Genomic DNA, 12,582 nt, shown 5'->3' with positions numbered 1-12,582 from the left:
GATATGTGCCGTACGCGGGGCCTGACAGAACCCTCACCATGCCGCACGGGGACGGGTCAACGCAATTCCCCTTCGCGTGGCAGATGTCACAGCCTCCGCCACCAGGACGTTTGACGGAGCACCGCCCGACAGACAGTCAGATCTGATGACAGCAACGGGACCTGATACTTCGTACCAGGTCCCGTTGTCCGGTCTTGCCCCGTTATGACCTCCCGGCCGGGGCGTTCCCGCAGGCCTCCTAGGGCCCGACGTCCTCCAGCATCTCGGTCACCAGGGCCGCGATCGGCGAACGCTCCGAGCGGGTCAGCGTGATGTGGGCGAACAGCGGATGGCCCTTCAGCTTCTCCACCACCGCGACCACGCCGTCGTACCGCCCCACCCGCAGGTTGTCCCGCTGGGCCACGTCGTGGGTGAGCACCACCCGCGAACCCTGGCCGATCCGGGAGAGCACGGTGAGCAGCACGTTCCGCTCCAGCGACTGGGCCTCGTCCACGATCACGAAGGCGTCGTGCAGCGAACGGCCCCGGATGTGGGTGAGCGGGAGCACCTCCAGCATCCCCCGGGAGATGACCTCCTCGATCACGTCCGGGGTGGTCACCGCCGAGAGCGTGTCGAAGACCGCCTGGGCCCACGGGCCCATCTTCTCCGCCTCGCTGCCCGGGAGGTAGCCCAACTCCTGCCCGCCGACCGCGTAGAGGGGACGGAAGACCATCACCTTGCGGTGCTGCCTCCGCTCCAGCACCGCCTCCAGACCGGCGCAGAGCGCCAGCGCGGACTTTCCGGTGCCGGCCCGGCCGCCCATCGAGACGATGCCGACCTCCTGGTCGAGCAACAGGTCGAGGGCGACCCGCTGTTCGGCACTGCGGCCGCGGAGCCCGAAGGCCTCCCGGTCCCCCCGGACCAGCCGCACCCGGCCGTCCGCGGTGACCCGGCCGAGGGCCCGGCCGCGCTCGGAGCTGAGCACCAGACCGGTGTGCACCGGCAGCTCCTCCGCGCCCTCCACGTCCACCGCGGCGTCGTGGCCCGCGCCGAACAGCGCGTCCACCTGGTCGCCGGAGACGTGGAGTTCGGACATCCCGGTGTAGCCCGAGGTGATCGCCAGCTCCGCGCGGTACTCCTCCGCGAGCAGACCGACCGAGCTGGCCTTGATCCGCATCGGCAGGTCCTTGGAGACGACGGTGACGTCGTACCCCTCGGCCTGGAGGTTGCGCGCGACCGCGAGGATCCGGGTGTCGGCCTCACCACCGCCGATGCGGTAGCCGGCCGGCAGCACCGAGGTGTCGGAGTGGTTGAGCTCCACCCTGATGGTGCCGCCCACCTCCCCCACCGGGATCGGCTCGTCGAGCCGGCCGAAGCGGACCCGGTAGTCGTCCAGCAGGCGCAGTGCCTGGCGGGCGAAGTAGCCGAGCTCCGGGTGGTGCCGCTTGGCCTCCAACTCGGTGACCACGACCACGGGGAGGACGACCTCGTGCTCCTCGAAGCGGGTCATGGCGAGTGGGTCCGCCAGGAGCACGCTGGTGTCGAGAACGTACGTGCGCCGGTCTGGTGTCCGGCGGCTCTTGGTACTGACCACTAGGCCTCCAGAGCCGGTCCCGCGACCCGGGTGGCCGGGTACCGGTCATGGTGGGTCTATTCCCTCACCCGAGACCTGACGAACCCTGCTGGAGATCATCCTCTTGGTTAACTTTCGGTGCGTCAGACCCACCGTGGGCCACCGGTCCTGGCCGACCGGGACCGACCGGGGCTACAGCCCCATCCGACGGTTCCTCAACTGGAAGTCCCGCAGGGCCCGGCGGAAGTCGACCTTCCGGAAGGCCGGCCAGTACGCCTCGCAGAAGCAGGCTGTCTCCTGCGGGGGTCGACCCCCGCACCCCCAGCCGACCCCGCGTCGCCGCCCGCCGGGCCGACCCGTACCGGGCCGTCGGGCCGGATGCCTCAGAGGCCCATCCGCCGGTTGCGCAGCTGGAAGTCCCGCAGGGCCCGCAGGAAGTCGACCTTCCGGAAGGCCGGCCAGTACGCCTCGCAGAAGTAGAACTCCGAGTGGGCGCTCTGCCAGAGCAGGAAGCCGGACAGGCGCTGCTCGCCGGAGGTGCGGATCACCAGGTCGGGGTCGGGCTGGCCCTTGGTGTAGAGGTGTTCGGCGATGTGCTCGACGTCGAGGAGTTCGGCGAGCTCCTCGATGGAGGTGCCGCGCTCGGCGTGCTCCTGGAGCAGGGAGCGGACCGCGTCGGTGATCTCGTGCCGCCCGCCGTAGCCGACCGCGACGTTGACGGTGATCCCGTTGACGTGGGCGGTGGCCTCGGCGGCGTCCTTGAGGGTGGAGGAGGTCCGCTCGGGGAGCAGGTCGAGCGCGCCGACCGGGTGGACCTTCCAGCGGCCGTCGGCGGCGAGCCGGCGGACGGTGTCCTCGATGATGCCGAGCAGCGGCAGCAGTTCGGCCGGCGGGCGGGAGAGGTTGTCGGTGGAGAGCATCCAGAGGGTGACCACCTGGACGTGCGTCTCCTCGCACCAGCCCAGGAACTCGCTGATCTTGTCGGCTCCGCGCTGGTGGCCGTCCACGGTGGTGCCACCGGTGGCCTTGGCCCAGCGGCGGTTCCCGTCCAGGATCACGCCGATGTGGTGCGGGGTGCTCTCCAGGTAGACCTCGACCCGGCGGCCGTACAGCCGGTAGGCGTTGTCCAGCAGGGTGCGGAGACCCGGCGTGCGCTCGACGACGTCGCGCAGACCCAATGTAGTTCGGTCCCTCCGTGCTCGGCCCCCGGGACGGGTACCGAAAAATACCCTGCGCAGCCTACTCCGGCACCGGTCCGCTCGGTAAAGCCGCAGGTACCGACCGTGTCACGACCTGACGTCGCCGCCGTGACCACGGACACGGAACGGTCTCCTGTTCCTTAAATATGGCGTAAGCCGACCGCCGACTCCTTGACGCTTGCCATTGGTCTAGTCCAGCTTTTGACCGAGAGCAGCGGACGCCCCACCGGCCGCCGCACTCACCGGAACCACAGCGGACCTCCCCTCCCCCACACGGAGCCGCCGCGCCCCCCACCGCGGCGGCTCCTCCCTCCTCCCACAGGAGCGTCTCCATGGCTCGTACGCTGTCGCAGCCGTCCCACCGGCGCCGGCGCAGCCCCGTCCCCGCCCTCGCGGCCGGCGGCACCGCACTCGCGCTGGCCGCCACCGGCCTGGCCCTGTTCGCGGGCGGCGCCAACGCCGCCGTCGGCAACCTGGTGGCCAACGGCGGCTTCGAGGCCGGGAACCTCTCCGGCTGGACCTGCACCGGCACCGCCTCGGCCGTCGCCTCCCCGGCGCACTCCGGCTCGTACGCGCTGAACGCGGCGCCGAGCAGCTCCGACACCGCCGAGTGCCGGCAGACCGTCAGCGTGCTGCCCAACACCAGCTACGCGCTGGCCGGTTGGGTTCAGGGCCCGTACACCTACCTCGGTGTCCGCGGCACCGGCGGCACCGACCCGTCGGTCTGGTCCAGCCAGTCCAGCTGGAACCAGCTCTCCACCAGCTTCACCACCGGCGCGGGCGTCAACAGCGTCACCCTGTACGTGCACGGCTGGTACGGCCAGGCCGCGTACCAGGCCGACGACATCACCCTGACCGGCCCGGGCGGCACCGCCTCCCCGACGCCGACCGTGACGCCGACCCCCACCCCGACCGCCACGCCGACGGTCACCCCCACGGCCACGCCGACCGTGACGCCCACCGTCACCCCGACGCCGACGCCGACGGTCACCCCCACGCCGACCCCCACGGTCACCCCGACCGGCCCGGTCACCGACCTGCCGAAGCACGTGCTGACCGGCTACTGGCACAACTTCGACAACGGCGCGACCGTCCAGAAGCTGAGCGAGGTGCAGAGCGCCTACGACATCATCGAGGTGTCGTTCGCCGACTCCGTCCCGACGAAGACCGGGGCGATCACCTTCCAGCTCGACCCGGGCCTGTCCAGCAAGCTCGGCGGCTACACCGACGCGCAGTTCCGCGCCGACGTGAAGGCCAAGCAGGCGGCCGGCAAGAAGGTCGTCCTCTCCATCGGCGGCCAGAACGGCGCCATCACGGTCAACGACGCGGCCGCCGCCACCGCCTTCACCGACAGCGCCTACGCGGTGCTGAAGGACTACGGCTTCGACGGCATCGACGTGGACCTGGAGAACGGGGTCAACCCGGAGCAGCTGGGCAACGCCCTGCTCAACCTGCAGGCGAAGATCGGCTCGAAGTTCGTCCTCACCATGGCGCCCGAGACCATCGGCGTCTACTCCACCGAGGGCGCGTACTTCAAGCTGGCGCTCAAGACCAAGTCCATCCTCACCGTGATGAACACCCAGTTCTACAACTCCGGTGGCATGAACGGCTGCGACGGCAAGGTCTACACCCAGGGCACCATCGACTTCATCACCTCCCAGGTCTGCACCCAGATCCAGGGCGGCCTGCGGCCCGACCAGGTCGGCATCGGCGTCCCGGCCTCGACCAAGGCGGCCGGCGGCGGCTACGTGGCCCCGAGCGTGGTCAACAACGCGCTCAGCTGCCTGGCCACCGGCACCAACTGCGGCTCCTTCGTCCCGCCGGCCAAGTGGCCGACCATCCGCGGCGCGATGACCTGGTCGACCAACTGGGACGCCAACAACGGCAACGCCTTCTCCAACACCGTGGGCCCGTTCGTCCACTCCATGCCGTAACACCTCCCCGGGTGCGCGCCCTATGAGGGTGGGGCCGCGCACCCACGAGGCCCGTCACGCCGCTCCGGGCGTGGCGGGCCTCTTCGCGTTCGGCGGGCCCCTCCTCCGGACATGACGGCCCGTCAACCCACAGGTGGTTTTCCGCCACTCCCGTCACACCCGCCACTGTGGTCCGCCTCACGTTTGCCCCGGGGGGACCGGGACGGATCGGACACGGTTTCCGGATACCGGCTCCACCGGCCCCGGAGGCCGGACGTTCGGGGGCGACATGACAAGGTCTCGTGATGGCCGATTAAAGCCGTGGTAAAACCGGTGCGCGTTCGTAGGATCGAATTGTTGCGAGGAGATGAAATCCGGAGCCTCGCGATGGACGACCCGAAAAACCGCCATCATTTACCGGGGAGTTGGGAAATGCGTACTTTCAAGAAGGCCGTCATCGGTTTCGTCAGCGCGGCCGCGCTGACCGTCGGCATGGCCGGCACCGCCTCGGCCGGCAGCTACAACGGCGTCTGCGAATCCGCCGGCGGCGGCGAGGCCTGCCTCTACTACACCTACAGCTACGACGGCTGGGTGTACGACACCCTGTACAGCAAGCCCAGCTACACCGGCACGTACTACGGCACCGAGACCCCGATCAACGACACCGTCGGCGCGGTCTGGAACCGTGACCCCGACAGCTCGCTGAAGCTGTTCACCGGCGCCAACTACACCGGCAGCGTCAAGGTGGTCGCGGGCGGCGGCAAGTTCAACACGCTCGGCACCGGATTCGCGAACGCCTTCAGTTCGCACTGCTTCTCCTCCAACGCCGGCTGCCCGTAATCGGCCGGAGGGGCGCCCCGGAATTCCCGGGGCGCCCCTCCGCATTTCCCGGAGTTTCCCGGAATTCCCCCGACAGAGCGAGGAGAAAGATCCGTGGCACGCCCGCACCCGCTCGGCGCCGCCTCGGCCCTGCTGGCCGTGGTCGCCGTCCTCACCGCCTGCCAGGCCGACCGGCCGGCCGAGCCGAGCGCGTTCTCGTCCGCGCTGCCGACCCGGACGGTCGCCGGGGCGGTGGCCCCCGTCCTGCCGTTGGACGCCTACCGGCTGACGCCGCCCCAGCTGGAGCGCCTCCAGCAGGCCACCGACCGGATCGCGGCCGACTGCATGCGGGCCAAGGGCCTGAGCTGGCCCGCCCGTCCCGCCGCGGCGGGCGAGGAGCACGACGTCAACGAGCGCCGCTACGGCGTCACCGACGCCCGGACGGTGGCCGCGATCGGCTACCGGGTGGCGCCGCCGCGCGGCCTGACGGCCGCTCAGGTCACCGAGCGGCGGCAGGCGGTGGAGGCCAGGAACGCCGCCATGACGGAGCCCCTGGTCGCGGCGTACACCGGGGAGGAGCCCGGTGCGACCACCCCGCAGCAGGCCGGGCGCGGCGGCTGCCGGGGCGAGGCCGAGCAGCGGCTCGGCGTCCCGGCCGGCCTGGCCGAGGGCGACGACCCGGTGGAGGCCGCCCTGCAGGCCGGGTGGCAGCGCACCGCCGAGGACGCCCGGGCCAAGGAGGCCGACGCTCGGTGGAGCACCTGCATGCGCGAGGCCGGTCTCGACTACCCCGATCCGCACCGGGCCGCGGGTGACCCGGCGTGGCGGCCGGGCGCGCCGGGCGTCCCGGCCTCCCCGGACGCCCGGGAGATCACCACCGCGAAGCAGGACCTCGACTGCAAGCGCCGCACCGGTTACCTGGCGGTCTGGCAGACCGTGGAGACCGAGCACCAGAACGCCCTGCTGAAGGAGCGCGAGCCGCAGCTGCGGGCCGCCGCCGAGGCCTGGCGGCAGGCGCTGGCGAAGGCCGAAGCGCTACTGGGCCAGTAGCACCGCGGCCAGCGTGCCGAGCAGCAGCGGCGGGCCGAAGGCCAGGTCGTCCCGGCGGCCGGCCCGGCGGGTGGCGAGCAGGGCGACCGCCCACAGGCCGGCCAGCAGGACGGTGAGCAGCAGGCCGGTGCGCACGGTGGACCAGCCGGTGACGGCCAGCAGGGCGCCCAGGCTGGGGGCCAGCTTGGCGTCGCCGAGGCCGATCGGGACCAGCAGGGCCAGCAGGGCGAAGCCGAGTCCGAGGGTCAGGGCCGCGAGCAGGCAGCGGAGCAGGGCCTGAGGCTCCGTCAGGGCCAGCAGGGCGGCGGTGCCCAGGGCCAGCGGGAGGGTGAGCACGTCGGGGAGGCGGTGCACCGAGGCGTCGATCAGGCCGAGCGGCACGCCGAGCAGGGCCAGCCAGACCAGGGCCGGCCAGCCGGGCACCCCGTACCCGGCCCCGACCGCGGCGCCCACCGCCACCGTCACGGCGGCCTGCACCGGCAGCGGCACCGGCCGCGCCGTCTCCCCCTCGTAGGGCACCGCCCAGCGGGCCACCGCCCACCGCACCCATACCACTGCGGCCAGCCCCGCCAGCGCCCCGCCCAGAATCGCCGTCATGGCCCACAGCCTCCCAGAACACCTGACGCTGTGGGCAAGGCCACTGCGGATCCGGGGCCCGGCGCCCGTAGCATTACCGAGCATGCAGGTCATCCAGTCCAGCAAGCTCGCCAATGTCTGCTACGACATCCGCGGCCCGGTGCTCGACGAGGCGATGCGACTGGAGGACCAGGGCCATCGCATCCTCAAGCTGAACACGGGCAACCCCGCCGCCTTCGGCTTCGAGGCGCCGCCCGAGATCCTCCAGGACATCCTGAAGAACCTCTCCTCGGCGCACGGCTACGGCGACTCCAAGGGCCTGCTCTCGGCCCGCCGCGCCATCGTGATGCACTACGAGGAGCGCGGCCTGCACGGCCTCACGGTGGAGGACGTCTTCCTCGGCAACGGCGTCTCCGAGCTGATCCAGCTGGCCATGACGGCCCTGCTGGACGACGGCGACGAGGTGCTCGTGCCGGCTCCGGACTACCCGCTGTGGACCGCCTCGGTCTCGCTGGCCGGCGGCACCGCCGTGCACTACCGCTGCGACGAGCAGTCCGAGTGGTACCCGGACCTGGCCGACATCGAGGCCAAGGTGACCGACCGGACCAGGGCGATCGTGGTGATCAACCCGAACAACCCGACCGGCGCGGTCTACCCGCAGGAGGTGCTGGAGGGGATCGTCGAGATCGCCCGCCGGCACAAGCTGGTGCTCTACGCGGACGAGATCTACGACAAGATCCTCTACGACGACGCGGTGCACGTCCCGCTGGCCACCCTGGCCCCGGACCTGTTCTGCGTGACCTTCAACGGGATGTCCAAGTCCTACCGGGTGGCGGGCTTCCGCTCCGGCTGGATGGTGCTCTCCGGCGACCGGCACCGGGCGGCCAGCTACATCGAGGGCCTGACCGTGCTGGCCAGCATGCGGCTGTGCGCCAACATGCCCGCCCAGCACGCGGTGGCCGCGGCGCTCGGCGGACGGCAGTCGATCAAGGACCTGCTGCTGCCCGGCGGGCGGCTGCTGGAGTCCCGGGACGCGGCGTACGAGCTGCTCAACCAGATCCCGGGGGTGAGCTGCGTCAAGCCCAAGGGCGCGCTCTACGCCTTCCCCCGGCTGGACCCGCAGGTCTACAAGATCAAGGACGACGCCAGGATGGTGCTCGACCTGCTCCGGGCCAAGCGCATCCTGATCGTCCAGGGCACCGGCTTCAACTGGCCCGAGCCGGACCACTTCCGGCTGGTCACCCTGCCCCGCCCGGAGGACATCACCGACGCCGTCACCCGGATCGGCGACTTCCTCTCCGGCTACGTGCAGCCGTAGCGCGCCCGCACCCGGAAACGGCCGGAGCCCCGCCCGGACGATCCCCAGAGGGTTGGGATCGTACGGTCGGGGCTCCGGCCGTTCTGTGACGCCGCGTCAGGCCACCCGGGCATCAGCCCAGGCGGTCGACCAGCGCCTCGTACTCGTCCCAGAGCGCCTTCGGCGTGTGCTCGCCGAACAGCTCCAGGTGGGCGGGGACCAGTGCGGCCTCCTTGCGCCAGATCTCCTTGTCGACCGAGAACAGCAGGTCGAGGTCGGCGTCGGCGATGTTCAGGCCCTTGAGGTCGAAGCCCTCGACGGTCGGCAGCACGCCGATCGGGGTCTCGACGCCCGCGCCGGTGCCCTCCAGGCGCTCGACGATCCACTTCAGCACCCGGGCGTTCTCGCCGTAGCCCGGCCAGACGAAGTCGCCGCCGGCGTTCTTGCGGAACCAGTTGACGTAGTAGATCTTCGGCAGCTTCGCGGCGTCGGCCTCGGCACCGAGCTTCAGCCAGTGGGCGAAGTAGTCGCCCATGTTGTAGCCGCAGAACGGCAGCATCGCGAACGGGTCGCGGCGCAGCTCGCCGACGGTGCCCTCCTGGGCGGCGGTCTTCTCGGAGGCGATGTTGGCGCCCAGGAAGACGCCGTGCTGCCAGTCGAAGGACTCGGTGACCAGCGGGACGGCGGTGGCCCGGCGGCCGCCGAACAGGATGGCCGAGATCGGCACGCCGGCCTGGTCCTCCCACTCCGGCGCGATGGTCGGGCACTGCGCGGCCGGGACGGCGAAGCGGGCGTTCGGGTGGGCGGCGGGGGTGCCGGACTCGGGGGTCCAGTCGTTGCCGCGCCAGTCGGTCAGGTGGGCCGGCGGCTCGTCGGTCAGGCCCTCCCACCAGACGTCGCCGTCGTCGGTCAGCGCGACGTTGGTGAAGACCGTGTTGCCCCAGAGGGTGTCGATCGCGTTGGCGTTGGTGTCGGTGCCGGTGCCGGGGGCGACGCCGAAGAAGCCGGCCTCCGGGTTGATGGCGTAGAGCTGGCCGTCGGCGCCGAAGCGCATCCAGGCGATGTCGTCGCCGATGGTCTCGACCTTCCAGCCCGGGATGGTCGGCTGGAGCATCGCCAGGTTGGTCTTGCCGCAGGCGGACGGGAAGGCGGCCGCGATGTACTTGGGCTCGGCGCCGCTCGGCGGGGTGAGCTTGAGGACGAGCATGTGCTCGGCCAGCCAGCCCTCGTCCCGGGCCATGGTGGAGGCGATCCGCAGCGCGTAGCACTTCTTGCCGAGCAGGGCGTTGCCGCCGTAGCCGGAGCCGAAGGACCAGATCTCGCGGGTCTCCGGGAAGTGCGAGATGTACTTGGTGGTGTTGCACGGCCACGGGACGTCCGCCTGGCCCTCGGCCAGCGGGGCGCCGACGGTGTGCACGGCCTTGACGAACTCGCCGTCCTCGCCGAGCTGGTCCAGCACGGCCTGGCCCATCCGGGTCATCACGCGCATCGAGACGGCGACGTAGGCGGAGTCGGTGATCTCGACGCCGTACGCGGCCAGCGGGGAGCCGACCGGGCCCATGGAGAACGGCACGACGTACATCGTGCGGCCCTTCATCGCGCCCTTGAAGAGGCCCTCGGCGCCGGTGAACAGCTCCCGCATCTCGGCGGGGGCCTTCCAGTTGTTGGTCGGGCCCGCGTCCTTCTCCTGCTCGGAGCAGATGTAGGTGCGGTCCTCGACCCGGGCGACGTCGGTCGGGTCGGAGGCGGCGTAGTAGGAGTTGGGCCGCTTCTCCTGGTTGAGCTTGGTGAAGGTGCCCTGGGCCACCAGCTGGTCGGCGAGGCGCTGGTACTCCTCCTCCGAGCCGTCGCACCAGACGACGGCGTCCGGCTGGGTCAGCTCCGCGATCTCGCTCACCCAGGCGAGCAGGCGCTTGTGACGGGTCGGCGCGGTTGCGCTGAGCGCAGAGATCTCGTTCGACACGATCGCTCCGTTTCACGCCATCTCGTCGGGGAGGCGGCGTCGCGGTGGTTGAGGGTGTCTACACCGTAGCTCCGCCCTCAAGGCCAGGACACGGCACAGAGGCGTGATTGGCGGAATCTTTACGCCTCCTTGTCCAAGTACTGGGGGGTAACAAGGCTCCGGCGTCCCTCTCTGGACCCCCGAGTGCCACCCTCGAACACTCCAGAACGTACAAAGGTGGCGATCATCACTTCCTACACGTCGGTAACCTACGGGACCGTAGGTAGGATCTGGCCATGACGGATGCTCTGACGCAGGCCCTGGCCGAGATCAAGCCCAAGTGGCGCGGATGGCTGCACGCGGGGATGTTCCCGGCCTCGGTGGCCGCCGGCATCGTGCTGATCTGTCTGGCCGGCTCGACCCCGGCCCGGATCGCCTGCACCGTGTACTCGATCAGCGCGTGGATGCTGTTCGGCGTGAGCGCCGTCTACCACCGCTTCGACTGGGGCCCGCGCGGCGACGCGATCCTGCGCCGGCTCGACCACGCGAACATCTTCCTGATCATCGCGGGCTCGTACACCCCGTTCACCATCCTGCTGCTGGACGGCGGCCGGCAGCAGGTGCTGCTCTGGCTGGTCTGGGGCGGAGCGCTGGCCGGGATCGCCTTCCGGGTCTTCTGGGTCGGCGCACCGCGCTGGCTCTACACCCCGTGCTACCTGGCACTGGGGTGGGCGGCGGTCTTCTTCCTGCCCGACTTCCTGCGCACCGGCGGCGTCGCGGTGCTGGTGCTGATGCTCGTCGGCGGGGTGCTCTACAGCGTGGGCGGCGTGGTGTACGGACTCAAGAAGCCGAACCCCTCACCGCGCTGGTTCGGCTTCCACGAGGTCTTCCACGCCTTCACCCTGGGGGCGTTCATCACGCAGTACGTCGGGGTCTCCCTGGTCGCGTACAGCGTCGCCCACTGAGGGCCCGTCAGCGGACGGTCCGGCCCTCCAGCCGCCGCCTGGCCCGGGCGCACTGCTCGCAGTGGTCGGCCTCCGGCCGGACGGCCGCCCTGCGGTGCATCGCCCGCACCTTGAACCGGCGGGCCACGTCCATCATCACCAGCGCCACCTCGGCCGCCGCCACGATCCAGACCATCCTCGGTCCGCCCAGCACGTAGGCCAGCACGACGGCCAACGCCGCCGCGATCGCGACCAGCGCCCCCGTGTACCTCACCGCCATCTGCTCCCCTTCTCCTGACACCCAACGGGACTCCGACGGCACACACGGTGACATGCCGGACCGGCAGGAAGGCGAACGAGGGGTCAACGCTTCGTCAAAAAAGACCGAGGACGCGGTGCCGGTTCCCCGGCCCCGCGTCCTCGGTCCTGCATGGGGCCCCGCTCCGCTAGCCGCGGGCCCTGCGCCGTGCCCGCAGGCCGAGGCCGGTCAGGGCGGTGGCCAGCAGGGCCGCGCCCGCCGTGCCCGCCGTCAGCAGCGACGGGCCGTCCGGCTCCGCCACCGGAGCGGCCTGGTAGCCACCGCCCTTGCCCTGCCGGTCGTAGACCGAGCCGGGCAGCTTGTCGCCGTAGCGCTGCTTCACCTGGCGCTGGTAGTCGGCCAGCGAGACCCCGGCGCCCACCGCCTTCCGGGCGTCCTCGTCCAGCGGGAGCACCCTGCCCCCGCGCAGCACGTACCAGGCGTCGATCTGCGGCTCGCGGAAGGCGGTGCCGCCTCCGCCGGCCGCGGCCTTCGCGGCGTAGTCGGTCTCGTCGCCACCGGTGGCGATGTTGACGACCCGCCAGCCCGCGCCCTGCCTGGCCGTCCAGACCGAGGCCACCTGGCCGTCGGCCGCCACCGCCTTGCTGGCGGTGAACTCCGCCCGGGCCACCGGGGCACCCGGGGTGCCGGCCACGAAGCCCGGGTCCAGCAGGTAGACCGGGACGGTGTCGCCGCTCAGCCGCGGTGCGGCCTCGGCGGCGGCCCGGGCCTCGTCGGCCGGGGAGAGCGCCAGCGACTGGTTCGGCGGGACGCCCTTGCGGGCGAAGAAGTGGCCCAACTGGTCCAGGACGGACGGGGACTGGGCCGCACCGCGGGCCGCGCTCAGCTCCGTGGGGGCGAGCTGGGCGGGAGCGCCGGGTGCCGGGTCGGCGGCCTGGGCGAGCGGGGCGGCGGCCAGGCCGAGGGTGGCGGCCAGCACGGTGGCGGCCGCGAGCCGGGAGGCTTGCTTGCGGATGGTGTCGGTCATGGTC

Annotated in this window: 11 protein-coding genes; 5 read left to right on the top strand and 6 right to left on the bottom strand. The window is 71.4% G+C overall.

The annotated features are described in order from the left end of the window. Positions 1 to 238 precede the first annotated feature (238 nt). Both ACWCYY_RS15440 and ACWCYY_RS15435 read right to left on the bottom strand, forming a co-directional pair. A complete protein-coding gene (locus ACWCYY_RS15440; RefSeq protein WP_345282069.1) occupies positions 239 to 1,573 on the bottom strand; it encodes a PhoH family protein in 1,335 nt (444 codons plus the stop codon). Between the two features lie 362 nt (positions 1,574 to 1,935). Next, positions 1,936 to 2,730, bottom strand: a complete 795-nt coding sequence (locus ACWCYY_RS15435) for an isoprenyl transferase (RefSeq protein ID WP_380149422.1) — start codon at positions 2,728 to 2,730, stop codon at positions 1,936 to 1,938. Positions 2,731 to 3,083: 353 nt separating this feature from the next. On the opposite strand from ACWCYY_RS15435, the gene ACWCYY_RS15430 reads away from it, so the two are divergent. The 3 genes from ACWCYY_RS15430 (at position 3,084) to ACWCYY_RS15420 (ending at position 6,533) form a co-directional block, all read left to right on the top strand. Beyond that, a complete protein-coding gene (locus tag ACWCYY_RS15430; RefSeq protein WP_449796278.1) occupies positions 3,084 to 4,685 on the top strand; it encodes a chitinase in 1,602 nt (533 codons plus the stop codon). Positions 4,686 to 5,096: 411 nt separating this feature from the next. After that, a complete protein-coding gene (locus tag ACWCYY_RS15425) occupies positions 5,097 to 5,504 on the top strand; it encodes a peptidase inhibitor family I36 protein (protein ID WP_345282065.1) in 408 nt (135 codons plus the stop codon). Between the two features lie 93 nt (positions 5,505 to 5,597). Next, positions 5,598 to 6,533, top strand: coding sequence for a hypothetical protein (locus ACWCYY_RS15420; protein WP_449796277.1), 936 nt, complete (start codon positions 5,598 to 5,600; stop codon positions 6,531 to 6,533). Here ACWCYY_RS15420 and ACWCYY_RS15415 read toward each other — a convergent pair. Beyond that, on the bottom strand, positions 6,519 to 7,130 hold the full coding sequence (locus tag ACWCYY_RS15415) for a prepilin peptidase (protein ID WP_345282061.1): 612 nt from the start codon (positions 7,128 to 7,130) through the stop codon (positions 6,519 to 6,521). The genes ACWCYY_RS15420 and ACWCYY_RS15415 overlap by 15 nt on opposite strands. 82 nt (positions 7,131 to 7,212) lie before the next feature. Between ACWCYY_RS15415 and ACWCYY_RS15410 the strand changes: the two genes are divergently transcribed. Beyond that, entirely contained in the window at positions 7,213 to 8,427 is a 1,215-nt protein-coding gene (locus tag ACWCYY_RS15410; protein WP_345282059.1) for a pyridoxal phosphate-dependent aminotransferase, read from the top strand. A 112-nt stretch (positions 8,428 to 8,539) separates the two neighbouring features. On the opposite strand, the gene ACWCYY_RS15405 is transcribed toward ACWCYY_RS15410, so the two are convergent. Beyond that, positions 8,540 to 10,369: a phosphoenolpyruvate carboxykinase (GTP) gene (locus ACWCYY_RS15405; RefSeq protein ID WP_345282057.1), complete on the bottom strand. Its 1,830-nt coding sequence runs from the start codon at positions 10,367 to 10,369 to the stop codon at positions 8,540 to 8,542. A gap of 275 nt (positions 10,370 to 10,644) precedes the next feature. Here ACWCYY_RS15405 and trhA point away from each other — a divergent pair, with 275 nt between their 5' ends. Continuing rightward, on the top strand, positions 10,645 to 11,313 hold the full coding sequence (gene trhA, locus ACWCYY_RS15400) for a PAQR family membrane homeostasis protein TrhA (RefSeq protein WP_345282055.1): 669 nt from the start codon (positions 10,645 to 10,647) through the stop codon (positions 11,311 to 11,313). Between the two features lie 7 nt (positions 11,314 to 11,320). On the opposite strand, the gene ACWCYY_RS15395 is transcribed toward trhA, so the two are convergent. Together ACWCYY_RS15395 and ACWCYY_RS15390 are read right to left on the bottom strand one after the other, a co-directional pair. After that, on the bottom strand, positions 11,321 to 11,572 hold the full coding sequence (locus tag ACWCYY_RS15395; protein ID WP_345282053.1) for a hypothetical protein: 252 nt from the start codon (positions 11,570 to 11,572) through the stop codon (positions 11,321 to 11,323). Between the two features lie 166 nt (positions 11,573 to 11,738). Next, entirely contained in the window at positions 11,739 to 12,578 is an 840-nt protein-coding gene (locus ACWCYY_RS15390) for a hypothetical protein (protein ID WP_449796276.1), read from the bottom strand. Positions 12,579 to 12,582 lie beyond the last annotated feature (4 nt).

The organism is Kitasatospora sp. NPDC001664 (assembly GCF_053596675.1).
Note: the sequence above shows the minus strand (reverse complement) of the source record. Positions and strands in the feature narration are given on the sequence as shown.

Coding starts and splice junctions, on each gene's coding strand:
- trhA (WP_345282055.1), top strand. CDS start 10,645: ATGACGGATGCTCTGACGCAGGCCCTGGCCGAGATCAAGCCCAAGTGG.
- ACWCYY_RS15410 (WP_345282059.1), top strand. CDS start 7,213: ATGCAGGTCATCCAGTCCAGCAAGCTCGCCAATGTCTGCTACGACATC.
- ACWCYY_RS15425 (WP_345282065.1), top strand. CDS start 5,097: ATGCGTACTTTCAAGAAGGCCGTCATCGGTTTCGTCAGCGCGGCCGCG.
- ACWCYY_RS15415 (WP_345282061.1), bottom strand. CDS start 7,130: ATGACGGCGATTCTGGGCGGGGCGCTGGCGGGGCTGGCCGCAGTGGTA.
- ACWCYY_RS15390 (WP_449796276.1), bottom strand. CDS start 12,578: ATGACCGACACCATCCGCAAGCAAGCCTCCCGGCTCGCGGCCGCCACC.
- ACWCYY_RS15395 (WP_345282053.1), bottom strand. CDS start 11,572: ATGGCGGTGAGGTACACGGGGGCGCTGGTCGCGATCGCGGCGGCGTTG.
- ACWCYY_RS15430 (WP_449796278.1), top strand. CDS start 3,084: ATGGCTCGTACGCTGTCGCAGCCGTCCCACCGGCGCCGGCGCAGCCCC.